The 24,127-nt window shown below is 71.9% G+C and carries 26 protein-coding genes; 18 read left to right on the top strand and 8 right to left on the bottom strand.

The window, feature by feature from the left end:
- Positions 1-9: 9 nt before the first annotated feature.
- Positions 10-966 carry a cation diffusion facilitator family transporter gene (locus OVA28_RS16765; protein WP_268097756.1) on the bottom strand — a complete coding sequence of 319 codons (957 nt, stop codon included), beginning with the start codon at positions 964-966 and terminating at the stop codon, positions 10-12.
- Between the two features lie 63 nt (positions 967-1,029).
- On the opposite strand from OVA28_RS16765, the gene proC reads away from it, so the two are divergent.
- Complete coding sequence (gene proC / locus OVA28_RS16760) at positions 1,030-1,860, top strand: pyrroline-5-carboxylate reductase (protein ID WP_268097755.1); 831 nt, start codon at positions 1,030-1,032, stop codon at positions 1,858-1,860.
- Positions 1,861-1,986: 126 nt separating this feature from the next.
- Here proC and OVA28_RS16755 read toward each other — a convergent pair whose 3' ends face one another.
- Positions 1,987-2,682 carry a potassium channel family protein gene (locus OVA28_RS16755; protein ID WP_071270072.1) on the bottom strand — a complete coding sequence of 232 codons (696 nt, stop codon included), beginning with the start codon at positions 2,680-2,682 and terminating at the stop codon, positions 1,987-1,989.
- Positions 2,675-4,108 (bottom strand): TrkH family potassium uptake protein, encoded by a 1,434-nt coding sequence (locus OVA28_RS16750; protein WP_268097753.1) that lies wholly within the window; start codon positions 4,106-4,108, stop codon positions 2,675-2,677. Before OVA28_RS16750 ends, OVA28_RS16755 begins: the two co-directional genes overlap by 8 nt.
- Positions 4,109-4,179: 71 nt before the next feature.
- Between OVA28_RS16750 and OVA28_RS16745 the strand changes: the two genes are divergently transcribed.
- The 4 genes from OVA28_RS16745 (at position 4,180) to OVA28_RS16730 (ending at position 5,556) form a co-directional block, all read left to right on the top strand.
- Positions 4,180-4,695 carry an ArsR/SmtB family transcription factor gene (locus OVA28_RS16745; protein WP_194662271.1) on the top strand — a complete coding sequence of 172 codons (516 nt, stop codon included), beginning with the start codon at positions 4,180-4,182 and terminating at the stop codon, positions 4,693-4,695.
- Positions 4,696-4,805: 110 nt separating this feature from the next.
- A complete protein-coding gene (locus OVA28_RS16740; RefSeq protein WP_071270101.1) occupies positions 4,806-5,000 on the top strand; it encodes a helix-turn-helix domain-containing protein in 195 nt (64 codons plus the stop codon).
- Between the two features lie 130 nt (positions 5,001-5,130).
- Entirely contained in the window at positions 5,131-5,229 is a 99-nt protein-coding gene (locus OVA28_RS16735) for a 30S ribosomal protein bS22 (RefSeq protein WP_003792170.1), read from the top strand.
- Between the two features lie 72 nt (positions 5,230-5,301).
- Positions 5,302-5,556: a glutaredoxin family protein gene (locus tag OVA28_RS16730; protein ID WP_268097752.1), complete on the top strand. Its 255-nt coding sequence runs from the start codon at positions 5,302-5,304 to the stop codon at positions 5,554-5,556.
- Between the two features lie 220 nt (positions 5,557-5,776).
- Here the strand turns inward: OVA28_RS16730 and aspS are convergent, their stop codons facing one another.
- A complete protein-coding gene (gene aspS, locus OVA28_RS16725; protein WP_268097751.1) occupies positions 5,777-7,117 on the bottom strand; it encodes an aspartate--tRNA(Asn) ligase in 1,341 nt (446 codons plus the stop codon).
- 174 nt (positions 7,118-7,291) lie between these two features.
- Here aspS and OVA28_RS16720 point away from each other — a divergent pair, with 174 nt between their 5' ends.
- Entirely contained in the window at positions 7,292-7,660 is a 369-nt protein-coding gene (locus OVA28_RS16720; RefSeq protein ID WP_268097750.1) for a hypothetical protein, read from the top strand.
- A gap of 142 nt (positions 7,661-7,802) precedes the next feature.
- Here the strand turns inward: OVA28_RS16720 and OVA28_RS16715 are convergent, their stop codons facing one another.
- The gene (locus tag OVA28_RS16715; RefSeq protein ID WP_194662267.1) at positions 7,803-8,198 is read right to left on the bottom strand and encodes a helix-turn-helix domain-containing protein; all 396 of its coding nucleotides are present in this window, start codon (positions 8,196-8,198) and stop codon (positions 7,803-7,805) included.
- 67 nt (positions 8,199-8,265) lie between these two features.
- Here OVA28_RS16715 and OVA28_RS16710 point away from each other — a divergent pair, with 67 nt between their 5' ends.
- From OVA28_RS16710 to ccsB, 6 genes are all read left to right on the top strand, one after another.
- Positions 8,266-9,747: a SulP family inorganic anion transporter gene (locus OVA28_RS16710; RefSeq protein WP_268097749.1), complete on the top strand. Its 1,482-nt coding sequence runs from the start codon at positions 8,266-8,268 to the stop codon at positions 9,745-9,747.
- A 67-nt stretch (positions 9,748-9,814) separates the two neighbouring features.
- The gene (locus OVA28_RS16705) at positions 9,815-10,471 is read left to right on the top strand and encodes a histidine phosphatase family protein (protein WP_268097747.1); all 657 of its coding nucleotides are present in this window, start codon (positions 9,815-9,817) and stop codon (positions 10,469-10,471) included.
- Positions 10,468-11,082, top strand: coding sequence for a TlpA family protein disulfide reductase (locus OVA28_RS16700; protein WP_268097746.1), 615 nt, complete (start codon positions 10,468-10,470; stop codon positions 11,080-11,082). The genes OVA28_RS16705 and OVA28_RS16700 overlap by 4 nt, the downstream gene beginning before the upstream one ends.
- Before the next feature lie 4 nt (positions 11,083-11,086).
- On the top strand, positions 11,087-11,830 hold the full coding sequence (locus OVA28_RS16695; RefSeq protein ID WP_194662263.1) for a cytochrome c biogenesis CcdA family protein: 744 nt from the start codon (positions 11,087-11,089) through the stop codon (positions 11,828-11,830).
- Positions 11,814-13,535 (top strand): cytochrome c biogenesis protein ResB, encoded by a 1,722-nt coding sequence (gene resB, locus OVA28_RS16690; RefSeq protein ID WP_194662255.1) that lies wholly within the window; start codon positions 11,814-11,816, stop codon positions 13,533-13,535. The genes OVA28_RS16695 and resB overlap by 17 nt, the downstream gene beginning before the upstream one ends.
- Before the next feature lie 5 nt (positions 13,536-13,540).
- Entirely contained in the window at positions 13,541-14,554 is a 1,014-nt protein-coding gene (gene ccsB, locus OVA28_RS16685; RefSeq protein ID WP_268098235.1) for a c-type cytochrome biogenesis protein CcsB, read from the top strand.
- A 728-nt stretch (positions 14,555-15,282) separates the two neighbouring features.
- Here the strand turns inward: ccsB and OVA28_RS16680 are convergent.
- Positions 15,283-16,272, bottom strand: a complete 990-nt coding sequence (locus OVA28_RS16680) for an o-succinylbenzoate synthase (RefSeq protein WP_268097745.1) — start codon at positions 16,270-16,272, stop codon at positions 15,283-15,285.
- A 333-nt stretch (positions 16,273-16,605) separates the two neighbouring features.
- Between OVA28_RS16680 and OVA28_RS16675 the strand changes: the two genes are divergently transcribed.
- Genes OVA28_RS16675 through OVA28_RS16660 form a run of 4 tightly spaced genes read left to right on the top strand, consistent with a single transcriptional unit; the run spans position 16,606 to position 20,065 of the window.
- Positions 16,606-16,959, top strand: a complete 354-nt coding sequence (locus OVA28_RS16675) for a hypothetical protein (RefSeq protein ID WP_194662252.1) — start codon at positions 16,606-16,608, stop codon at positions 16,957-16,959.
- Between the two features lie 24 nt (positions 16,960-16,983).
- Positions 16,984-17,913 carry a 1,4-dihydroxy-2-naphthoyl-CoA synthase gene (locus tag OVA28_RS16670; protein WP_268097744.1) on the top strand — a complete coding sequence of 310 codons (930 nt, stop codon included), beginning with the start codon at positions 16,984-16,986 and terminating at the stop codon, positions 17,911-17,913.
- Positions 17,913-19,049: an AMP-binding protein gene (locus OVA28_RS16665; RefSeq protein ID WP_268097743.1), complete on the top strand. Its 1,137-nt coding sequence runs from the start codon at positions 17,913-17,915 to the stop codon at positions 19,047-19,049. The genes OVA28_RS16670 and OVA28_RS16665 overlap by 1 nt, the downstream gene beginning before the upstream one ends.
- Positions 19,050-19,060: 11 nt before the next feature.
- Positions 19,061-20,065: a 1,4-dihydroxy-2-naphthoate polyprenyltransferase gene (locus OVA28_RS16660; protein WP_194662246.1), complete on the top strand. Its 1,005-nt coding sequence runs from the start codon at positions 19,061-19,063 to the stop codon at positions 20,063-20,065.
- Positions 20,066-20,107: 42 nt separating this feature from the next.
- Here the strand turns inward: OVA28_RS16660 and OVA28_RS16655 are convergent, their stop codons facing one another.
- Entirely contained in the window at positions 20,108-20,434 is a 327-nt protein-coding gene (locus OVA28_RS16655) for a DUF4229 domain-containing protein (protein ID WP_268097741.1), read from the bottom strand.
- 63 nt (positions 20,435-20,497) lie between these two features.
- On the opposite strand from OVA28_RS16655, the gene OVA28_RS16650 reads away from it, so the two are divergent.
- Both OVA28_RS16650 and menD read left to right on the top strand, forming a co-directional pair.
- Positions 20,498-20,851 carry a PLD nuclease N-terminal domain-containing protein gene (locus tag OVA28_RS16650; protein WP_194662242.1) on the top strand — a complete coding sequence of 118 codons (354 nt, stop codon included), beginning with the start codon at positions 20,498-20,500 and terminating at the stop codon, positions 20,849-20,851.
- A 61-nt stretch (positions 20,852-20,912) separates the two neighbouring features.
- Positions 20,913-22,583, top strand: coding sequence for a 2-succinyl-5-enolpyruvyl-6-hydroxy-3-cyclohexene-1-carboxylic-acid synthase (gene menD / locus OVA28_RS16645; protein WP_268097740.1), 1,671 nt, complete (start codon positions 20,913-20,915; stop codon positions 22,581-22,583).
- A gap of 219 nt (positions 22,584-22,802) precedes the next feature.
- Here the strand turns inward: menD and OVA28_RS16640 are convergent, their stop codons facing one another.
- On the bottom strand, positions 22,803-24,062 hold the full coding sequence (locus tag OVA28_RS16640; protein WP_268097739.1) for an isochorismate synthase: 1,260 nt from the start codon (positions 24,060-24,062) through the stop codon (positions 22,803-22,805).
- Between the last annotated feature and the right edge of the window lie 65 nt (positions 24,063-24,127).

Genomic DNA, 24,127 nt, shown 5'->3' with positions numbered 1-24,127 from the left:
CGCTGAGCGCTAGTCGGCCGCGCGGATCACGATCGCCTCGGTCGGCGGACGCGGCCCGGTGCGGAGCACGTCGGGTTCGACGTAGATGACCCGGGCGATCGGGACGGCCGCGCGGACCCGCTGCTCGACGGTGTCGATGCCCGCCGCGACGTCCCCGAGCCGTCGGTCCCCGTCGACCGCCACCTTCACGCCCACCATGAGCTCGTCCGGGCCGAGGTACAGGGTCTTGATGTGGATGATCGACTCGACCTCGGGGCCGTCGAGCACGGCCGCCTTGATCGCCGTCACGTCCGCGGCGCTGGCACCCTCGCCGACGAGCAGGCTCTTCGTCTCGATGCCGAGCACCAGGGCCACGGCGATGAGCAGCACGGCGATGAGCACGGTGCCGATCGCGTCGAACACCCCGTTGCTGGTGAGCGCGGTGAGGCCGACGCCGAAGAACGCGAAGACGAGCCCGACCAGGGCTGCGGTGTCCTCGAGCATCACGACGGGCAGCTCCGGTGCCTTCGCCCGGCGCACGTACTGCACCCACGAGAGCGAGCCCTTGTTCGGCTTCGCCTCCTTCAGTGCGGTGCGGAGCGAGAAGCCCTCGAGCCCGATCGCGATGAGGAGCACCACCATCGGCAACCACCAGTTGTCGAGCGGGTGCGGGTCGGCGAACTTCTCGATGCCCTCGTAGAGCGAGAACACACCGCCGACGGAGAACAGCACGATCGAGACGACGAAGGCGTAGACGTAGCGCTCGCGGCCGTAGCCGAACGGGTGCTCCTCGTCCGCGGCACGTCGGGCGCGTCGGCCGCCGAGCAGCAGCAGGAGCTGGTTCGCGGAGTCGGCGAGCGAGTGCACGCCCTCCGCGAGCATCGACGCGGACCCGCTGATCGCTGCGGCGATGAACTTCACGACCGCGATGCCGACGTTCGCACCGAGTGCGGCGAAGATGGCCCGGTTGCCTCCGGAAGCGCTCACTGTGACCCCTGTCTCGAACCTGCTGCTCGATCCTACGGGCAGCCTGCTCGGTAGGGTCGGGCCATGACGATCGAACTGCCCCGCACCGCCCTCCTCGGCGTCGGTTCCATGTCCGGCGCGGTCCTCGACGGCCTGCTCGCCGCCGGCCTCGCCCCGGAGACGGTGGTCCTGACGACGAAGTCCGAGGCGTCAGCGGCGGCGCACCGCGAACGCGGGCTCCACGCCCACGCGACCGACACCGACCCGGACGCGAACCGCGCCGCCGTCCGCGGGGCGGGCGTCGTGGTGCTCGGCGTGAAGCCCTTCGTGATCGGCGACCTCCTCGACGAGGTGGCCGGTGACCTCGAGCCCGGTGCCGTCGTGGTGTCCGTCGCGGTCGGTGTCACCACCGCAGCGATGGAGGCCCGCGTCCCCGACTCCGTCCGTGTCGTCCGGGCACTGCCGAACACGCCGATCGGCGTCGGCCACGGCGTCACGGGCATCAGCGGTGGCGCGTCCGCCGACGCCGTGGCCGTCGCGCTGGCATCGAGCCTCTTCGACGTCTCCGGCTCCGTGATCGAGGTCCCCGAGGACCGGCTCGACGCCCTGTCCGCCGTGTCCGGCTCCGGCCCCGCGTACGTCTTCCTGCTCATCGAGCAGTGGCAGCAGGCCGCCGAGTCGCTCGGCTTCACCCCGGAGCAGGCCGAGACGATGGTGCAGGGCACGATGCGCGGCGCGGTCGAGCTGCTCGAGCGCTCCGGTCGCGAACCCGCCGACCTCCGCCGTGCGGTCACGAGCCCGAAGGGCACCACCGAGCGCGCGGTCGCGGTCCTGCAGGACGCCGACCTCGCCGCGACGCTCCGCCGGGCCGCGGACGCGGCGATCGCACGGGCCGAGGAGCTGTCGAAGCTCTAGACGCACCCAGTCGACGGACGGGAGGCTCGTGGCGGCGCCGCCACGAGCCTCCCCCCACCGGCACGGCCTGTCTGCCGCTGGCGCGTCAGCCAGGGACCGGCGGCGTGGGCCCAGTCTGTCCTGTGGTCACTCCAGGGCCGCGAAGCGCTCCAGCGCGGTGGTGGACCCGGAGACGATGATCACGTCGTGCTCGCCGATCACGCTCTCCGGCGTGGCGGGCACGAACGGCTCTCCCGGCGGCTTGATGCCGAGGACCGTCAGGCCGAACCGCGTGCGGATGACGGTCGTGGCCAGGTCCTTCCCGCGCACCGTGCGCGGCGGGAACATCTTGACCACGGCGAAGTCGTCGTCGAACTCGATGAAGTCGAGCATCCGGCCCGACACCAGGTGCGCGGTGCGCTCGCCGGCTTCGCGCTCGGGGTAGACGACGTGGTTGGCGCCGATGCGCGACAGGATCGTGCCGTGCGAGCGGCTGATCGCCTTCGCCCAGATCTGCGGGATGCCGAGGTCGACCAGGTTCGCGGTGATGAGCACGCTCGACTCGAGGTCGCTGCCCGTGCCGACCACGGCGATCGGGAAGTCGCCCGCACCGATCTGCCGCAGGGCGTCGATGTCGGTGGCGTCCGCCTGCACGGCGTGCGTGACGCGGTCCGACCACTTCTGGACCAGGCCGGCGTCGGTGTCGACGACCAGGACCTCGCGGTCCTGTCGTTCGAGCTGGCCGGCGGTGGCGGCGCCGAAGCGGCCGAGGCCGATCACCAGCACGGGTGCGTCGTGGCTGACGGCGCCGAGCGGGTGCGGCGGGCGGGTTCGGTCAGCCAACGATCGGCCTCTCCTCGGGACGGCGGAACAGTTGCCGGCTCTGGCTGGCAGCCAGTGCTGCGGCGATGGTCACTGTACCGACACGGCCCAGGAACATCGTGGCCGCGAGCACGTACTTGCCGGATTCCGGCAGGTCGGCGGAGACGCCGGAGGACAGCCCACACGTGGCGAAGGCCGAGATGACCTCGAACAGCACGCGGTCGAGCGAATCGTGGGTGATCTGCAGCAGGACGACCGTGGCGACGGCGACGATGGTCGCTCCCCACAGCACGACGGCGACCGCGACGCGGAGCACGTCGCTCGGGATCCGGCGGCCGAAGGCCTCCATGCTCTGGCGCCCACGGGCCTCGGCCACCGCCGCCAGGAAGAGCACCGCGAGGGTCGTGACCTTGATGCCGCCGGCGGTCGACGCGGAGCCGCCGCCGATGAACATGAGCATGTCCGTGACGAGCAGGCTCGACCCGTTCAGCTGGTCGAAGTCGACGAGGGAGAAGCCGCCCGAGCGGGTCATCGTCGACAGGAACAGGGCCTGGAACGCGGTGCGACCGGCGCCCTCGCGGCCGAAGGTCGCCGGGTTCGAGGCCTCGAGCGCGATGTAGACCACCGCGCCGCCGACGAGCAGGACCGCGCTGGTCGCGAGCGTGAGCTTGACGTGGATCGGCCACCGACGGGGCGTCCGGAGCTGCTTCGTCAGGGCACGGATGACCGGGAAGCCGATCGAGCCCGCGACGACGCCGATCATCAGCAGCGTCAGGAACCAGTAGTCGTGGGCGAACGGGTCGAGCCCGCTGGCGTTCGGCGCGAAGCCGGTGTTCGTGAACGCCATCGCCGCGTAGTAGAAGGAGTCGCCGACCGCCGTCCAGAACGGCATCCCGGCGAGGAGCACCGACGGCAGGAGCAGCAGCCCGAGCACGATCTCGATCGACAGGGTGCTCACCGCGACCGTGGCGAGCAGGGTGCCGACCTCGCCGAGCCGGACGGCCTGGCCCTCGGGCGCGGCGCCGTGGTGCGTACGGAGCGGGTTGGAGTCCCCGGCGGCCATGAGCTTGGCGCGCAGCCCGAGCTTCCGCGTGACGAACAGGCCGAGGATCGACGCGAAGGTCAGCACGCCGACCGCACCGATCTGCGTGCCGATGACGACGAGCGTCTTGCCGAAGACCGACCAGTGCGTCGCCATGTCGACGGTCGCGAGCCCGGTGACGCAGACGACGGACGCGGCGGTGAACAGCGCGTCCGCGAAGTGCGTCGACTCCCCGTCGGCCGCCGCGAGCGGGGTCATGAACAGCGCCGTGAAGACGAAGATCAGCGCGACGAACACCACGATCGCCAGACGGGACGGCGACGAGCGGAGCACCGTGCCGATGCGCGAGGGTCGCTTGCGACTCGGGGTCGGCAGGACCTTCGGGGGCTCCGTGCGATCGAGCATCGTATGCCTCCGAGGACATGGGCGGGACGCATCGCATGGTACATCCGCGGTCGGCCGGTTAGCCTCTCCCCATGGCCGACATCTTCAGCGTGGTCGCGGACCCGACGCGGCGGGAGCTCCTCGGGACGCTGCTCGCGGCGTACGGCTCCGACGCCACCGCGGGGGAGCTCAGCGTCGGTCAGCTCGTCGAGAAGCTCGGGGTCAGCCAGCCCACGGTCTCGAAGCACCTCCGCGTGCTCCGGGACATCGGCCTCGTCACCTCCCGGGAAGAAGGGCAGCACCGCTACTACCGGCTCGACCCGGAGCCGCTGCTGCACATCGAGGAGTGGGTCCTGCCGTTCACCGGCGCGGTCGACGCCGACGGCACGCTGGCGACCACCGCATGGACGCCCGACGGGCAGCCGGTGTCGGTGCGGCGGAACGGCGTCGCGGGCAAGGCCACGGTGGAGGTCGGCATCGAGCTCGGGCGCGTCATGGCCGAGGCGTCGCACCGCGCCACCGCGGCGTTCTCGGGCGCGCAGCAGGGGTGGGGGAAGGTCGTCGAGACCTCGCGCCGCCGCTTCACCAAACGGCCCGATCAGGACTGACCCGCGAGTCTGGACACGAGGCCGCACGCGCCCCTACAGTTGCCAGTGACCACTCAGGTCACACCAATCTCCCGCGTTCGGGTCCGAGCGTGAGCGACCGAAGGCGGACCATGGCCGGCAGTTTCGACGACGTGCGCTTCCTCACCGTCGCGGAGGTCGCCGAGATGATGCGCGTCTCGAAGATGACGGTGTACCGGATGGTCCACGCGGGGGAGCTCCCCGCGATCCGTTTCGGCCGGTCCTTCCGCGTGCCGGAGTCCGCCGTCGCCGAGGTCCTGCGCGGCGGGATCGCCGACGTCGGCTAGCGCTGACCAGCCCCGGCGAGCCGGCGCGTTCGACATCACAGTCGCGCTCCGGTAGCATCGGGCAGGTTGATTTTCCGCGGCTTCATCGGCCCGGTGTCCGTACATCACCATCAGTCCGAGCGAGGTCCACATGGGTTCTGTCATCAAGAAGCGTCGCAAGCGCATGGCGAAGAAGAAGCACCGCAAGCTCCTTCGCAAGACGCGCCACCAGCGTCGCAACAAGAAGTAAGTCGAAGGACTTGCCGCAGAAGCCCCGGTTCGCCGGGGCTTTCGCATTTCCCGGGCGGTCTACCCTGGTTCCATGCCAGCCGTGACGCTCCTCACCAAGCCCGGATGCCACCTCTGTGACGACGCCCGACCGGTCGTCGAGTCTGTCGTCGCCGCCCACCCGGGCGTGACGCTGACCGAGCGGTCGATCCTCGACGACGAGGCGCTCCGGCTCGAGTACGCGGAGGACATCCCTGTCGTGCTCATCGACGGCCGGGTGCACAGCAACTGGCGCGTCGATGCCGCTCGGCTGGCCGCGGCGCTCGAGCGGGCGGCCGCGCGGGCCTGACGCGCGCGGGCCTGCCGCGCGGGTCCGCGGCGCGGCTGCGTCGGTCTGCGCCTGCGCCTGCGCCTGCGCCTGCGCCCTTCGCCTGCGCCCGCCGTCGCCGCCGCCGCCGCCGGTTCGCCGTGCCGGCGCACAACGGAAACCGGCTCGAACCACGGACATCCGCGGTTCGAGCCGGTCTCGGTTGTGCGACGTGCGCCGGCGGTCAGCGCCGCCGCAGTGCCTACGGGGTGAGGCGCGTCGGGCCGCGGAACAGATAGGTGACCTCGCGGATGGACGGCTCGCCGAGCATGAGCATCAGCACGCGCGCCAGGCCCATGCCGAACCCACCGTGCGGCGGCACGCCGTAGCGGAAGAAGTCGAGGTACCAACCGAGCTCGGCCGGGTCGAGGCCCTTCTCCTCCGCCTGCGCGGTGAGGACGTCGACGCGGTGCTCGCGCTGCGCGCCCGTGGAGATCTCCGCACCGTTGAACAGCAGGTCGTAGCTGTTCGTGAGCGTCGGGTCGTCGGCGTGGCGCATGTGGTAGTACGGCCGGATCGAGGCGTCGTAGTCGGTGACGAAGACGAACTCGGAGCCGTGGTGCTCCTTGGCCCAGGCCGACACGCGGCGCTCGCCCTCGGGGTCGAGGTCACCGTCGGCGCGGACGACGTCGTGGCCGCTGTCGACGACGATCTGACGCGCCTCGGCCAGGGTCACGCGGGGGAACGGCGTCGACGGGACCTGCAGCTCGAAGCCGAAGACCTCCTGGATCGCGTCACCGTACTTCTCCTTGACGGCCGTGATGCCGGCGACGAGGACCTCCTCGTGCATCGCCATGACGTCCTCGTGCGACTCGATCCACGAGAACTCGGCGTCGACGCTCGTGAACTCGGTGGCGTGGCGCGAGGTGAACGAGGGGTCGGCGCGGAAGGCGTCGGCGATCTCGAACACGGCACCGAAGCCAGCGGGCTGGGCCATCTGCTTGAAGTTCTGCGGCGACTGCGCCAGGTAGGCGGTCGTCTCGAAGTACTCGAGCTGGAAGAGCTCGGCGCGCGACTCGGATGCCGACGCCATCAGCTTCGGGGTGTGGATCTCGATGTAGTCGCGCTCGACCCAGTAGGTGCGGAAGGCGTGCTCCAGCGTCGTCTGGATGCGGAAGATCAGGTTCTGCTTGCGGTTGCGCAGGTCGAGGAAGCGCCAGTCGAGGCGCTTGTCGAGCGAGGAGTCGTCCGCGATCGGCGTCTCCGGGATGGCGGCGCTGACGACGGTCAGGTCGCCGACCTTGACCTCGAGGCCACCGAGCTTCACGCGCTCGTCGTGCTTGAGCGTGCCGGTCACGTGGATGAAGGAGCCGTGCGCCAGACCGGAGATCGACTCCGTCGTGGCGAGCGCGGTCGCCGAGGCGTCGTCGCCCTCCACGGCCTCACGCGTCGCGGGGTTGACGAGCTGGACGGCGCCGGTCTCGTCGCGGAGCACGACGAACTGCACCTTCTTCTGGTCGCGGACGGTCTCGACCCATCCGGCCACGGAGACGGGACCGTCGGGGAGTGCTGCGAGGTCGCTGATGCGGGTGCGTTCGATCACGGTCGTCGAGTCTACCGGGACGGGCGCGGCGGTCCAGGTGCGCAGGATCTTGCTCCTCCACAGCGCGGCTCACGTCGGGCGTTCTCCACGGAGGCGGACGGGAGGCTCGGCTCGCCTTGGGTGCTCCGTAGCGTTCTCGACGTGGCCGGGTCGCGAGCAGGGGAGGAGGTCCTCATGACGGCGGGGACCGAGGTGCTCGCGGCCTGGCCGCCCGCGGCGGTGGCGACGGTCGTCGGCTCGCTGCTGGCGCTCGCTGGTACCGGCATCGGCGTCGTCTGGTCGACCGTCCGGTGGTGGCAGGAACGTGACCGGAACGAACGCGCGCACCGGTGGGCTCAGGTGACGTGGGCGATCGAGATGATCTGTGCCGGAGACGTGGCGCGGAGCGAGATCGGCGCCCGAGCCGTCGATGCGATGTACGAGATGCAGATACCTGGGCAGATCGACGACCCGATCGCCAGGGTCGTGGTGAAGTTCCTGGTGGAGGGAGACGATCATGTACCCGATCCGTCGGACGACGGACGAACGTCAGCAGATCCGTGAGCAGTTCAACCGAGATCTCCTCGCGCAGTTCCCACGGAAGAAGGCACTGCGCCTGATCGCTGAGTACGACCGCGTGCAGGAGCGGTGGGAGCAGCGGCGACCGCGCTGGCAGCAGTCACTGCGGACGCCCGAGGCCGGGGAGTCAGGGGAGGGCGGCGCGCAGGGTGCCGAGCGTGCCGATGAACTCCTCGGCCATGCCCGCCCGCTCGACGAGCTTCGCGTGACGGGCTCGGGCGTCCTCGAGGAAGGCGTCGAGGCGCGCTGCCCGTGCGGCCGTGTCGTCCGCGTCGGCGCCCGGCAGCCCGTCGACGATGCTGAGCAGGTCGCCCATCTCCTCGAGTGAGAACCCGAGGGGCTTCATCCGACGGATCACCAGCAGCCGCTCGAGGTCGCCGTCCGTGTAGACGCGGAAGCCGCCGGTGGTGCGGCCGCTCGGCACCAGCAGGCCGACCTCGTCGTAGTGCCGGATCGTGCGGAGCGACATGTCGGCGCGCTCGGCGAGTTCGCCGATGTGCATGGTCTGGGTCACGTCGGACATGGTGGCAGACCTCCTCGGGTGGGTGCTGGTGGGACCCTACCCTCACGTGACGGTAGAGTCGGCGGTGATGTCGACCACCATGCACGCCCCGACCGTCCTCTCGGCCCTCCGCTCGCCGCGGCTGCTCTCGCGCGAGGTCCTCGCGGGGATCGTCACCGCGCTCGCGCTCATCCCCGAGGCGATCTCGTTCTCCGTCGTCGCCGGTGTCGACCCGGCCGTCGGGCTGTTCTCCAGCGTCGTGATCGCCGTGGTGATCTCGATCGTGGGCGGTCGCCCGGCGATGGTCTCCGCCGCCGCTGGTTCGGTGGCGCTCGTGATCGCCCCGCTCGTGCGCGACCACGGCATCGACTACCTCGTCCCGACGATCGTGCTCGGCGGCCTGATGCAGCTCGTGCTCGGGTTCCTCGGGGTCGCCCGGCTGATGCGGTTCATCCCGCGCAGCGTGAACGTCGCCTTCGTGAACGCCCTGGCGATCCTGATCTTCACGGCCCAGCTGCCGAACCTGCTCGGGCCGGACGTCCCCTTCGTCGTGTGGCCGCTCACGGCCCTCGGCGTCGGCATCATCGTCGCCTTCCCCTTCCTCACCAAGGCCGTGCCGGCGCCGCTCATCGCGGTCGTCGTGATCACGCTCATCACGGTCGTCTTCAGCATCGCGGTGCCGACGGTCGGCGACGAGGGTGCGCTGCCCACGGCACTGCCCGGGTTCAACGGCATCACCGTGCCCTTCACCTTCGAGACCCTGACGACGATCGCGCCGTTCGCGTTCGGCATGGCGATCGTCGGCCTCATCGAGACGCTCCTCACCGCGCAGCTCGTCGACGCGATCACCGACACGGGGTCGAGCAAGTGGCGGGAGTCGTGGGGGCAGGGCGTCGCGAACATCGCCTCCGCGTTCTTCGGCGGGACCGGTGGCTGCGCGATGATCGGGCAGACCGTCATCAACGTGAAGACCGCCGGCGCCCGCACCCGGATCTCCACCTTCGCGGCCGGGGCCTCCGTGCTGGTCCTGACGATCGTGCTGCACGACGTCGTCGCGCAGATCCCGATGGCGGCGCTCACCGCGGTGATGCTGATGGTCTGCGTGGCGACGTTCGACTGGCACAGCATCCGCCCGCGCACGCTCGGTCGGATGCCCCTCGGCGAGACCGCCGTCATGGTGATCACCGTGCTCGTGGTCGTCGCGACGGACAACCTCGCGACCGGGGTGCTCGTGGGCGTGGTCGTCGCCGCCCTCGTGTTCGCCCGGCGGGTCGCGCACGTGGTCGAGGTCGTGCGCGAGCCCGTCGACGAGCGCACCGTCCGGTACCGGGTGCGCGGTGCGCTGTTCTTCGCGTCGTCGAACGACCTCGTGACGCGCTTCTCCTACGCGGACGACCCGGAGCGCGTCGTGATCGACATGTCCGAGGCCCACGTCTTCGACGCCAGCACGGTGGCCGCCCTCGACGGCATCGAGCAGCGGTTCGCCAAGCACGGCTCGAGCGTCGAGGTGGTCAACTTGAACACGGGGTCCATCGCCCTGCACGGCAGGCTCTCCGGGCACCTCGGCTGAACGGTCCCGAAGCCGTGGATTCGCCCTGCGGGCAGTGGGGTCGGTGGATCGACCTAGACTGGAACCCATGCCCGCGACCCGAATCCACCTCGTGCGACACGGCGAGGTACACAACCCGGACCGTGTGCTCTACGGACGGCTCCCGGGCTTCGGGCTGAGCGAGCTCGGTGCCCGCATGGCCACCGCGTCCGCGACCGCGTGGAAGACCGCCGGGGTGGACGTCCGCCGCATCGTGGCCTCACCGCTCCAGCGCACGCAGGAGTCCGCAGCTCCGTGGTCCGAGCTGTACGGGCTCGACGTCTCCCTCGACGAACGGCTCATCGAACCGACGAACCGGTACGAGGGCCAGCCTCCCGGGTTCACGAAGCGCTCGGTCCGTCGCCCGGCGGAGTGGCCCTGGATCGCGAACCCCTGGCGTCCCAGCTGGGGTGAGGCCTACGAGTCGATCGCGAACCGCATGGTCGCTGCGATCACCACCTCGTGGGAGAGCGTCGAGGACGGCGACGTCGTCCTCGTCAGCCACCAGCTCCCGATCTGGATGGTCCACCGGCGACTCGCGGGGGAGCCCCTGTGGCACGACCCGCGCAAGCGCCGCTGCGACCTGTCGAGCATCACCACCCTCGAGCGTGTGCCCGCCACGCCGAACGGTCGGTTCACCGAGGTCGGGTACGCGGACCCCGCGCTGGAACTGCGCGCGTCCGCGATCGACGAAGGAGCAGTGTGACCGTCAGCAGCATCAGGAAGCGTCTCCTCGTGGTCGGCGCGACGGCCCTCGTCTCCGCCCTCGCCCTGACCGGGTGTTCCGGCGGGGGCGACACCCTGGCGAAGCAGTACGGCAACGGCACCACGCAGAACTACATCTCCGGCGACGGTGCGGTGACCGAGGTCTCCGCCAAGGACCGCAAGGACACGGTCGACTTCTCCACCAAGGACTCCGACGGCGAGCGCGTCTCGTCGAAGGCCCTGCGCGGCAAGGTCGTGGTGCTGAACTTCTGGTACGCCAGCTGCCCGCCCTGCCGGGCCGAGGCCAAGTACCTCAGCAAGGTCCAGGCGGAGTACGCCGACAAGGACGTCCAGTTCATCGGCGTCAACGTCCGTGACCAGGCCGCCACCGCCGCCGCCTTCGAGCGCACCTTCAAGGTCGACTACCCGACGGTGCTCGACGCCGACACGGGCACCATGCAGCTCGCCCTGTCCGGCCAGATCGCACCGAACGCCGTCCCCGCGACGATCGTCCTCGACACGAAGGGCCGGGTCGCGGCTCGCGTCCTCGGCGCCGTCGACGGCACGAGCATCCTCGACACCCTGGTCAGCGACGAGCTCAAGGCGTCCTGACCCCATGAGCGGCAACCCCTTCTCCGACGCGATCCTCAGCGGGCAGATGCTCGTCGCCCTCCCGGTGGCGCTGCTGGCGGGGCTCGTGTCGTTCCTGTCGCCGTGCGTCCTGCCGCTCGTCCCCGGGTACCTCGGGTACGTCAGCGGCATCGCCGACGCCGGTCGTCGGGGTCGCGGGCGCGTCGTCCTCGGGGTGCTGCTCTTCGTCCTCGGCTTCACCGTGGTGTTCGTGGCCTACACGACCGTCTTCGGCGCGCTCGGCTTCTGGCTGGTGCGCTGGCGCGACGTCATCACGCAGGTCCTCGGCGTCGTGGTGATCCTGATGGGGCTGGTGTTCATCGGCCGGTTCACCTTCCTGCAGCGTTCGCTGAAGCCCTCGTGGACCCCGGCGACCGGGCTCGTCGGCGCCCCGCTGCTGGGCATCGTGTTCGGCCTCGGCTGGACCCCCTGCCTCGGCCCGACGCTCGCCGCCATCAACCTGCTCAGCGTGCAGTCCGGCAGCGCCTGGCAGGGCATGTGGCTCGGCGTCGCCTACTGCCTCGGGCTCGGCATCCCGTTCCTGCTCGTCGCCCTCGGCGCCGGGTGGGCGGCCGGAGCGATCCGCGCCGTGAAGCGCCACATGCGCACCGTCAACATCATCGGAGGATCCATCCTGATCGTCATCGGCCTGCTCATGGTCACCGGCATCTGGTCGGCCGTCATGTCGAGCGCCGGGGCGGTGATCCAGAGCTTTGTCCCCGCGGTCTGACCCCACGAACGAGACCCCCGACGAGTCCGGCGCCGACGTCGCCTCCGACCCGCAGCGGCCGTCCGACCACGTCGACGGCACCGCACAGGCGCCCTCCGACGGCGTCAACCAGCCGAAGCTCGGCGTGCTCGGCTACGTCCGGTACTTCTGGCGCCAGCTCACGAGCATGCGCACGGCGCTGTTCCTGCTGATGATGCTCGCCCTCGCGGCGATCCCGGGCTCGCTCGTGCCACAGCGCACCGCGGACCCGAACGGCGTCGTGCAGTACAAGGCCGACCACACCACGCTCTACCCGATCCTCGACAAGCTCCAGGTCTTCGACACCTACACGTCCGTGTGGTTCTCGGCGATCTACCTGCTGCTCTTCGTCTCCCTCATCGGCTGCATCATCCCCCGCACGCGGCACCACTGGCAGGCGCTCCGCACCCGCCCGCCGAGGACCCCGGCGCGACTGACGCGGCTCGCCGGCTTCCGCAGCGCGGCCGTGCAGCGCGACACCCTGACGGACGGCGGCGACACGACGGACGCGGCCACGAGCCTCCCGTCCGTCGACCACGCGATCTCGCGCGCCGCCGCCGTCCTGAAGCGGTCCGGGTACCGGGTCGAGCGCTTCGGCGACTCGGTGAGCGCGGAGCGCGGGTACCTCCGCGAGACCGGCAACCTGGTGTTCCACGCGGCACTGGTGGGCGTCCTGGTGGCCGTCGGCATCGGCGGCGGGTTCGGGTACACGGGACAGCGCCTGCTGGTGGAGGGCCAGACGTTCTCCAACGTCCTCGGGTCCTACGACTCGTTCAACCCGGGGCGCTGGTTCCAGCAGACCGACCTCAAGGGCTACAACCTGACGCTCGACAAGTTCGTCACGAAGTACGAGGAGCGGAACCTCAACGCCCTCGGGCAGGCGCTGGACTACTCGGCGACCGTGACCAGCCGCGAGAAGGGCGGCGACGCGTCCACCGAGCGACTCGGCGTGAACGACCCGCTGTCGATCGGCGGCACCAACGTCTACCTGCTCGGCAACGGCTACGCCATGCAGGTCACCGTGCGGGACGGCGACGGCAACGTCGCACTCAAGGACGTCGTGCCGTTCCTGCCCGCTGACGCCAACTACACCTCCACCGGCGTCATCAAGGTGCCGGACGCGTCCCCGACGCAGCTCGGCATGGTCGGCTTCTTCTACCCGACGGCCGTCAAGCAGTCCACCGGGGCGTTCTCGTCGTCCTACCCCGACACCGAGAACCCGGTGCTGAGCCTGCAGGTCTACACGGGTGACCTCGGGCTCGACGACGGCGTGCCGCGCAGCGTCTACCAGCTCTCCACCAAGGGGCTGACGCAGATCGCCGGCACCAAGGCCGCGTCCCCGAGCGTCCAGCTGAAGCCGGGACAGACCAAGACGCTCCCGGACGGCGCCGGGTCCATCACGTTCGACGGCGTCAAGCGGTACGTGTCGCTCGACGTCCACCACGACCCCTCGCAGCTGTGGGTCGGCGGGTTCGCGATCCTCAGCGTCCTCGGGCTGCTGACCTCGCTGTTCGTCCCGCGCCGACGCGTGTGGGTCAAGGCGGTGCCCCGGACCGGTTCCGACCAGGGCGAGTACGACCTCGAGTACGCGGGCCTGGCCCGCGGCGAGGACCCCAACCTCGAGCGCGCCGTCGCCGAGATCGCCAACCGACACTTGTCGGACCTCGGAGTTAGGATGCCCTCGTGAATGACATGACTGCGAACCTCGCGACCTACTCGGTCGTCCTCACGTACTCGGCGATGGCCGTCTACGTGATCGCGTTCATCTCGTTCGCGCTGGACATGGCCAAACGCTCCGGTGACGTCCGCGTCGCCGAGGGCGCCGACCGCGGCGCGGACGTCGCTGCGACCGCGTCGAAGCGGCAGGCCAAGACCGTCGCTACCGTGCAGGGCGGCACCGTCGTGCTCGAGCGCGTCGAAGCCCCCGTCAAGTCCGGCTCCGGGCGTGGCGGCGGCTCGCGGTTCGAACGCGTCGGCATGGCGATGACGATCCTCGCGCTCGTGCTGCACGTCGGCGCGGTCGTCCTCCGGGGCATCGCGGCTGACCGCGTGCCGTGGGGCAACATGTTCGAGTTCTCCCTCACGGGCACGGCGCTGATCATCGCGATCTTCCTGCTCGTGCAGCTCTGGCAGAACCTGAAGTTCCTCGGCGTCTTCATCACCGGCCTGACGATCATCCTGCTCGGCATCGCGACGGTGAACTACTACGTCCCCGTCGTCCCGCTGCAGCCTGCGCTGCAGTCGTACTGGCTCGTCCTGCACGTGTTCGTCGCCATCTCCGGCACCGGGTTCTTCGCGCTGGGCGCGGGTCTCGCGGTGTCGCAGCTCGTGCAGACCTACCGGCTCGGGCACAGCGGTGCGGCCAAGAAGCTCCGGTTCATGGAGACCCTGCCCGACGCCGACCGGCTCGAGGTCCTGACCTACCGCGTCCTGCTCGTCGGCTTCGTGCTGTGGACCTTCACCCTCATCGCCGGTGCCATCTGGGCCGAGCGTGCCTGGGGTCGCTACTGGGGCTGGGACACCAAGGAAGTCTGGACGTTCATCATCTGGGTCATCTACGCGGGCTACATCCACGCCCGTGCGACCCGGGGCTGGCGCGGAGCGCGGTCGTCGTGGCTGGCGCTCATCGGCTTCGGCGCCGTCATGTTCAACTTCTCGGTCGTCAACGTGTTCTTCAAGGGGCTGCACAGCTACTCCGGTCTGTGAGTCGTCGCTGACGCGTCCTCCCAGGAGGCCCGGTGCAGGTCCGCCTCGCACCGGGCCTCCGGTGCGTCCGGGTCCGGTCTGTGGTGCGGCGTCCGGGGCCGGCGCGGCGTTCGGGGCCGGGGCGGCATCCGGGGCCGGCGCGGCGTTCGGGCCGGCGCAGCATCGGGGGCCAGCGCGGCGTTCGGGCCGGCGCGGCATCCGGGGCTTGTCAAGTGGTCGCAACACCCCGCAGGACGTGCGCCCAGCGGCCACAGGTCGTCGTCGGCGCCCGCGCCGACCGACGAGACCTGACCGCTCGACGGACGTGAGCGGGGTGTCGCGACCGGTCGCGGCGCCCCGCGGCGGCGCGCGGTGCGCGGCGCGGCGTTCGGGGAAGGCGCGGCGACTGGGGCGGGGGCGGCGTCCGGGGCTTGTCGAGTGGTCGCAACACCCCGCAGGACGTGCGCCCAGCGGTCACAGGACGTCGTCGGCGCCCGCGCCGGCCGACGAGACCTGACCATTCGACGGACGTGAGCGGGGTGTCGCGACCGGTCGCGGCGGCCGCGGGCGCGCGGCGCGCGGCGCAGGACGCTGCGAGCAGCGCGTGTCACCGTTCGCTGAGATCGCACTTCGTGTCGCCTTCGGGCCGCCGGAGGCGACACGAAGTGTGATCTCACCGGGGACTGCGCGGGTGCGGGCCGGGCGCGGCGCGGCGCGGCGCGGTGCGCGGTGCGCGGTGCGCGGCCACGCTACGCGCCGGCGAGGAGCGCGTGCACGCGCTCCAGCCGCGCCCGCCACCACGCTGCCCGCTCGGGCGCGGCACGGAAGCGCGCCACGAGCTCCGGCGACACGTCGACGCGGCGGACGGGGATCCTCCCGGCTGTGGGCAGGAGCGGCGCCGAGGTGACGTCCCCCTCGAACATGACGGCCGTCCCGAGGCCCGCGGCGTAGCCCGGGGACATCGCCGACGCCGCGAGGAACGCCCCCATCCCGAGCCCGACGGACGTGTCCAGCGCGCTGGACACCACGCAGGGGAGCCCGGCCTCGGCGATGACGGCCTGCGCCGCGGTGATCCCGCCGAGGGGCTGCGCCTTGACGACGAGGACGTCCGCGGCGCCGGCCCGGGCGACGGCGAGCGGGTCCGAGGCCTTGCGGACGCTCTCGTCCGCAGCGATCCGCACCCCGAGGCCGTCGATCCGGCGTCGCAGTTCCGCGAGTTCGGGGACCGTGCGGCACGGCTGCTCGGCGTACTGCAGGTCGAAGGGCGCCAGGCGTTCCAGCGCGACGACGGCCTCGTCCACGCTCCACAGCCCGTTCGCGTCGATGCGCACGGCGGCGTCCGGCCCCATCACCCGCCGGACCTCGGCGACACGGGCGACGTCGTCCTCGACCGTGGTGCCGGGTTCGGCCACCTTGACCTTCGCTGTCGTGCAGCCGGGGTACCGCCCGAGCAGGTCGGCGACGGCCGACGATGCGATCGCCGGCACCGTGGCGTTGACCGGCACGGAGTCAGCGGCGGGTTCGTGGTCCGTCCAGCCGAAGTCGATCGCGGCACGCAGCCAGGCGGCGGACTCCTGGTCGTCGTACTCGACGAAGGGGGAGAACTCGGTCCAGCCCGCCGGGCCGCGGAGGACGAGGGCCTCGCGGACGGTGATCCCGCGGAACCGGACGCGCATCGGGAGGGCGACCACGTGCGCGTCGGCGAGCAGGTCGGTGAGGGCGGGGAGTGACGGGACCACGTCCCCATCCTCCCAGCGTCGGTCCGTCCCCGTGCCGTCCGGACGCCGTCCCTCGGCCCTCGACTGCTGCCCAGCGGACCTCACGGTTCCTCGGAGGGGACCGCCAGCGCAGGGCATTAGCATGCATCGGTCGGCCGAGGTCGACCCGCGGCCATGACGACAGAAGGAGGCTCCGTGACGCCAGATCCGCACCAGCGGTCGTCACGAAGCCCGTCGTCGTCCCGAGCAGCGAACGCCCCAGCAGCCACGTCGCCAGCCGCGAAGGCGCGTGCCGCACGAGCCTCGTCGGCACGAACCACGTCCTCGTCGGGGACCGACGACTTCGCTCGGCTGATGCGGAACAACACCGTCGACGTGCGCCAGCAGCAGGGATCGGCCCGGCGGCAGCGCAAGAGCCCCCTCGCCGGCAAGCTGGCGCTCGGGCTCGCCGTCGTCTCCGCGGCCGTCGACGCCAGTGCCTTCGCGGTGTACATGGGCGGCGACACCACCTTCGCGTTCGGCATCTGCTTCGTCGTCGTGTTCCTGACCCTGATCGCGGCCATCCTCGGGTTCATCGCGGCCGTCGGGGGACTCGGCCGCTGGTACGGCGCCATCGGTGTCGTCCTGGCGTTCTTCGCCAACCCGGTGATCCTCATCGTGCTCGTCGTCATGGTGGCCCCGGAGCTCCTGACCGACATGAGCGCGTAGTCCGAGCGGCAGTACCGTGGGAGCATGCCCGCTCCCGTCTCCGACCTGTTCGACCCCGACGTCTGGACCGAGGCCCCCGTGGCCGCCTCCTTCACGGACATCACCTACCACAAGCACGTCGACCACGGCATCGTCCGAGTGGCCTTCGACCGGCCCGAAGTCCGCAATGCCTTCCGTCCGCGCACGGTCGACGAGCTCTACCGGGCACTGGACGACGCCCGGCAGGACCCCCGCGTCGGCGTCGTCCTGCTCACGGGCAACGGCCCGAGCCCGAAGGACGGCGGCTGGGCGTTCTGCTCCGGCGGCGACCAGCGCATCCGGGGTCGGAGCGGCTACCAGTACGTCGGCGACGAGGGTGCACCGCCGGAGGGTGTCGACCCCGCCGCCGCGCAGGCCTCGATGGGCCGCCTGCACATCCTCGAGGTCCAGCGCCTCATCCGGATGATGCCGAAGGTCGTCGTCGCCGTGGTGCCGGGCTGGGCAGCCGGCGGCGGGCACTCCCTGCACGCGATCTGCGACCTCACGATCGCGAGCGCCGAGCACGGGAAGTTCAAGCAGACCGACGCCGACGTGGGCTCGTTCGACGGCGGGTACGGCAGCGCCTACTACGCCAAGCAGATCGGCCAGAAGCTCGCACGGGAGGTCTTCTTCCTCGCCGAGGAGTACTCCGCGCAGCGCGCCTACGAGATGGGTGCGGTGAACAAGGTGGTCCCGCACGAGGACCTCGAGCGCGAGGCGATCCGCTGGGGCCAGACCATCCTCGGCAAGTCCCCGACCGCGATCCGGATGCTGAAGTACGCCTTCAACGCGGTCGACGACGGGCTGGTCGGCCAGCAGGTCTTCGCCGGCGAGGCCACCCGCCTGGCGTACGGCACGGACGAAGCCGTCGAGGGCCGCGACTCCTTCCTCGAGAAGCGCGCCCCCGAGTGGACGTCCTTCCCCTGGCACTACTGATGACCCGTCCACTGGTCGCGCTGGACGCGTCCGACCCGCTGGCCGTGCTGCGCGGCCTGGAGGCGGCACTCGCCGGCGGCCCCGCACTGCTGCCGGTCGACCAGGACGCCCCGGCGCTGCCGACGCCGCCACCGGCCGAGGTGCAGCAGCGGGTCGCCCTCGTCGTCACCACGAGCGGGTCCACCGGCACCGGCAAGCGGGTGGCGCTGTCGTCGGAGGCGCTCCTCGCCGGGGCCGCCGCCGCCGACGCGGCACTCGGCGGACCGGGCGGGTGGGTGCTCGCGCTGCCGACGCACTACATCGCGGGCCTCAACGTCCTGACGCGGTCGGTCACCGCGGGCACCGCCCCCAGCGTCGTCGCGCCGGGGCACTTCACGGCGGCGGCGTTCGCGGACGCGGCCGAGCGGCTCGTCACGGGGCCCGCGGCGCCGCGACGGTACACCTCGCTCGTCCCCGTGCAGCTCGCCCGCGTGCTCGACGACGAGCGCGCTTCGACCGCACTCGCCGGCTTCGACGCGGTCCTCGTCGGCGGGCAGTCGACCCCGGCGCCGCTCCGGGCCCGGGCGGTCGCCGCAGGCGTCCGGGTCGTCACCACGTACGGCGCCAGCGAGACGAGTGGCGGCTGCGTCTACGACGGCGTGCCGTTCGGGACCGTCCGGACCGAGCTGGTCGACGGCGAACTCCAGCTCGCCGGCCCGATGCTCGCCGAGGGGTACCTCGGCGACGACGACCGGACCGCGTCGACCTTCGTCGTGCGCGACGGCCTGCGGTGGTACCGCACGGGCGACGCCGCCGAGGTCGAGGACGGCCGCGTCCGGGTGCTCGGGCGGCTCGACGACGTCGTGATCTCCGGCGGGGAGAAGGTCCCCCTCGGGGCCGTCGAACGGCTCGTCCGCGAGCTCCCGGGCCAGGAGGGCGCCGTGGTGACACGGCGGTCGTCGGGGGAGTGGGGTGAGGTCCCCGTCGTCGTGACGGCCGAGCCCCTCGACCTCGAACAGGTCCGGGACCACGTCGGAGCCGCCCTCGGTCGAGCCGCACGTCCGGCGGCCGTGGTCCTCGTGGACACCGTGCCGATGCTCGCGTCCGGCAAACCCGACCGTCGGGCCGTCCGCGCCGTCGCCGATCCGGACGCCTGACGCCGGTACGCTTGACGGTCGTGGCACGAGCGAAGAACACGACCCAGAAGAAGGGCCGCTCCGGCAACCCGGCGAAGGCCGCGGGACCGGCACGGACGAAGCGACGCGCGACCGCGAGCGACTGGATCGGCGGCGCCCGCCTCCGCACCCTGACGCTCGGTGTCGTCCCGGTCGTCCTCGGTACCGCCGTCGGCTTCGTGGACAGCGGCACGACCGGGGACTTCGGCGCCTACCTGCAGCAGGACGGCCACCTCGCGCTGGCGATCCTGGCGCTGCTCGTCGCGCTGTTCCTGCAGATCGGCGTGAACTACAGCAACGACTACTCGGACGGCGTCCGTGGCACCGACGAGTTCCGCGTCGGACCCGCACGCCTCACGGGGGCAGGTCTCGCCGCCCCGCGGACGGTCCTCACCGTCGCGCTGACGTTCTTCGGGCTCGCCGCGGTCGCCGGGATCGTCATCGTCGTGCTCACGCAGCTCTGGTGGCTGCTGCTCGTCGGCGCGGCCGCCATCGTCGCCGCGTGGTTCTACACGGGTGGCAAGAAGCCGTACGGGTACAACGCCCTCGGCGAGGTCTTCGTGTTCGTCTTCTTCGGTCTGGTCGCGGTGCTCGGCACGCAGTACGTGCAGATCCGCGAGGTCACCGGGAGCGGCTGGGTGGCTGCCGTGGCGGCGGGCTTCTTCGCCTGCGCCGTGCTCATGGTGAACAACATCCGCGACATCGACGAGGACCGGCTCGCGGGGAAGCGGACCCTGGCCGTCCTGCTCGGTCGCCCGGTCGCCCGCACGCTGTACGGGGTCTTCCTGATGCTGCCCTACGTCGCGCTGCTCTGGTTCGTGCTGCTGTACTTCCGGTCCGGCTTCACGTACTTCACGCTGCTGCTCGCCCTGCCGGCCCTGGTGATCGGCGTCACGTCCCGGAAGCCGCGCGAGCTCATCACCGCGCTGCAGCTGTCGTCGTTCTCAGCACTGGCGTACGGCGTGGTCCTCGCGGTCACGCTGGCCGTCCAGCCGTAGCGACCGCAGCCAGCGCAGCGGCGGAGCAGCCGGTCCCGGCGCTCAGTCGGCCGTCGGGTGCTCCCGGCGCTCCGCGTGGCGTTCGGCGTCCGACACGGGCCGCACGGCGGGGGCGTCGGTGTCCTCGGCGTCGACGAAGTCGTCCTCGAAGTCCGAGTCCGCGTCGTGGTCCGGTCGCACCCGCCGGGTGGCCAGGCTCGTGGTCACCCGGTCGCGGAGCCGGGGCAGCGCGATGTAGGACACGAGCAGCCCGATGAGGGCCGCGCCGATGGTCGCCCAGTACCAGGGCAGCCCCACCACGAACAGGACGACGAGCGCCGCCGCGAAGATGCCGAGCCGGGCGAGGGTGTACACGAGCCACGCTTTCACGCGGCAAGTCTACGGACGCGTGACCATGAGTCGGGTCACAGAATCCCGACCTAGACTCCCCGCATGGTCCGTCTCTGGCTCGTCGTCGTCGTCGCCGCCGTGGCGTTCACGGTCTACGCGGTCATCGACTGCGCGACCATGCCACGGCCGCGGATCCGGTCACTGGGACGCGGACTCTGGATCGTGCTGATCGTCATCCTGCCGGTCCTCGGCGCGGTCCTCTGGTTCCTGCTCGGTCGTGCGCCCGCCGCCCCCGAGCGTGTGTCCCGGTACCGTGGTCCCGAAGACGACCCGGACTTCCTCGGCGAGCAGGCTCCCGAGCGGCCCCGCACGGACAAGGACCAGGACGACGTCACCCTCCGAGATCTCGAAGACCAGTTCCACGACACCGACGACGACGGCCGCACCGATCGCTGACGGACCCGGGCCCACAGCGGGCTCGGCGTCGGGCAGTCCGGCCTCGGACTTCGCTCTGGCGATGCTGCAGGAGTTCGCATCCGCCGGGGTCACCGACGTCGTGGTCAGCCCCGGTTCCCGGTCGCAGGCGCTCGCCCTCGCCGCGGTCGCCCTCGAGCGCGCCGGCGGCATCACCGTGCACGTGCGGCTCGACGAGCGGACGGCCGGGTTCTTCGCGCTCGGGCTCGCCGTCGAGAGCGGACGGCCCGCGGCGATCGTGACGACCTCGGGCACCGCGGTCGCGAACCTGCACCCCGCCGTCCTCGAGGCCCACCACTCCGGCGTGCCGATGATCGTCCTGTCTGCCGACCGCCCCGGGGAGCTCCGCGGCATCGGGAGCAACCAGACCACCGTGCAGCCGGGGATCTTCGCGTCGGCGGTCGCCTTCGTCCGCGAGGTCGAGGCCCCCACCGCGCACGGCGTCGAGGCCTCCACCCGGCAGACCCTCCGTGAACTCGTCCGCCAGACCGTCGCCGCCGCCGCCGGACACACCGGGCAGCCGGGTCCGGCGCAGCTCGACGTCGCCTTCCGCGAGCCGCTCTCGGCCACGCTGACCGACGTCGAGGGCGTACCCGACGACGCGATCGACCTCGACTTCGCCCGCCGCCGTGTGCACACCGGGCTGCCCGTCGCGGAGCTCACGCCGGACGACGACCCCGCCACCGTGGTGATCGCCGGGCACGACGCCGGCGAGGACGCCGAACGGATCGCGTGGGAGCTCGGTGCGCCGCTGCTGGCCGAGGTGTCGAGCGGGGCGCGCTTCGGGCGGAACCTCGTCGTCGCCTACCGCGAGCTCCTCCGCGACCCGGAGTTCGGCGGTCGCGTCCGCCGCGCCGTCGTGCTCGGCCACCCCACGCTCTCCCGGGAGGTCCCCGCGCTCCTGCAGCGCGCCGACGTCGAGGTGGTGACGGTCCGCGGGGCGGGAGCCGACCCGTTCGACCCGAGCCGGGCCTCCCGGCTGGTCGCCGACGTCCGCGTGACCGGCCGGACCGCGCCGTCGCACCGCGCGTGGGTCGGCCGCTGGGTCGCCGCCAGCCGCAGCGCGCTCGGCGACGGCGACGCCGGCCCCGACCTCGGCGCCAAGCGGTCCGAGGACCGCGCCGAGCGCAACCGGTTCCTCAAGGACGAGGTCGCGCTGCGCCGTCGGCCCGTCGACCGTGCCATGCTCGCCGAGGCGGTGTGGGGCGTCACCTGGCCGCACGACCGGCTCGTGCTCGGCGCATCGCAGATCATCCGGGTCGCCGACGCCCACGTGCTGGGCAAGAAGATCCGCGTGCACGCGAACCGTGGGCTCGCCGGCATCGACGGCACCGTCTCGACCGCGCTCGGCATCGCCGCGGCGCTCGAGCGGACCTCGGCGGCGGTCGGCACCACCCGCGTCCTGCTCGGTGACCTCACCCTGCTGCACGACGTCGGTGCCTTCGTCACCGGCACGCACGAGCCCACCCACCGCGTCCAGGTCATCGTCGGCAACGACGACGGCGGGGCGATCTTCCGCGGGCTCGAGGTCGCCGAGACAACCCCGCCCGAGGACATGGCCCGCATGATGACCACGCCGCAGCACGTCGACGTCGAGCGTGTCGTGACCGGGCTCGGGTGGGAGTACCGCCGGGCCGCGACCTGGGGCGACCTCGAGCGCGTCCTGACCGACCCCGCCGAGCGCGTGGTCATCGAGGTGCCGCTGGCCGACTGAGCCGCGCGGGGGACCGCGCACGGTGCGAGGCGGCGGACACCCCTGCGGACGGGAGGCTCGGTGCCGGTCCGGAACCGAGCCTCCCGTCCGGTGGTCCGCGAGTCCGCGCGTGGTGCGAGGGTGCCCACTCCGTGCGCGCCTGTCGGCCCGCACGGGGTGACCGAGCTCGCACCAGCCGGGGAACCGGGCACGGTGCGAGGCGGCTGGCGCGCCCCGCCGCTACGCGAGCGCGTCGCGGATGGGGCGGAACTTCAGTGCCGTCTCGGCGACCTCGCGTGCCGGGTCGGACCCGGCGACGATGCCGGCGCCCGCCCACGCGGTGACGGTGCCGTCCTCGTCGATCTGGGCACTGCGGAGCGCGAGCATCCACTCGCCGTCCCCGGACGCGCCGAACCAGCCGACCGGCCCGGCGTAGCGACCGCGGTCGCCGCCCTCCAGCTCGGCGACGAGGCGGACCGCGACGTCCGTGGGGGTCCCGGCGACGGCAGCGGTCGGGTGCAGGGCGTCCGCGACGTCGAGCGAGGTGGTGCCCACCGGCAGCGTCGCCTGGACGTCGCTCGCCAGGTGCCAGAGGTTCGGCAGCTGCAGGCGGAACGGCTCGGGGTCGACGCGGAGGTCGGTGGCGAGGGGGCGCAGCGCGTCGACGAGGCTCGCGATGGCGAAGGTGTGTTCCTGGACGTCCTTCGCGCTCCCGGCCAGGGCCTCGGCCGCCGCCCGGTCGGACACCGGGTCGCTGCCCCGTGCCGCGCTGCCGGCGAGCACCCGTGCGGTGAGCCGGGTGCCGTCGGTGCGGGCGAGCGTCTCCGGGGTCGCCCCGACGAGCCCGTCGACGGCGAACGTCACGCACTGCGGGTAGGTCGCGGCGAGGTCGAGCAGGAGTGCGCGGCGGTCGGCCCCGGTGGGCAGCGTCCCGACGAGGTCACGGGCCAGGACGACCTTGCGGGCGTCGCCGGCGGTGATGCGGCGGACGGCCTCGGCGACCGAGGCAGCGTAGGCCTCCTCGTCGATGCGACCGGGACCGAGTGCGACGGAGAGGTGCCCGCCGACCTGGGGGACGGGGACGGACGTCCGGGTGAAGGCGAGGGGCTCCGGGTCGAGGGTGGTGTCGACCGCGGTCAGCCAGGCCTTCCCGCGGCGGCGACCGACGACGACCCGCGGGACGATGAGCACGCTCGTGGCCGCGGAGTCGTCGGCGAACGCGAACGAGCCGAACGCGACGAGTCCGGAGCCGCGGAGCTGCACGGGGTCGTCCACCTGCGCGGTCGCGACGATGGAGCGCCACACGCGTGCGGCGTCGCGCATCCGGTCGGGACCGGAGAACTCGTACCGGACGGCCTCGCCGATGCCGACGATGCCGTCGCCGTTGCGCACGAACGCCAGCGGCTGGTCGGGGAGCGTGTGGCGGAGCACGGCGCCCGGGTCGTCGAGGATCCGGGTCGAGACCGTGAGCGGCGGGGCCGCCGTGGCGGATCGGGACACGCTCTGATCGTACGCGCCGGGCAGGCCCTGGACCGACTCGCCGCACGTCCCGGGAACGCACGGCA

The organism is Curtobacterium sp. SL109 (genome assembly GCF_026672405.1).
GTDB lineage: Bacteria > Actinomycetota > Actinomycetes > Actinomycetales > Microbacteriaceae > Curtobacterium.
This window is presented reverse-complemented; position numbering and strand designations above follow the sequence as displayed.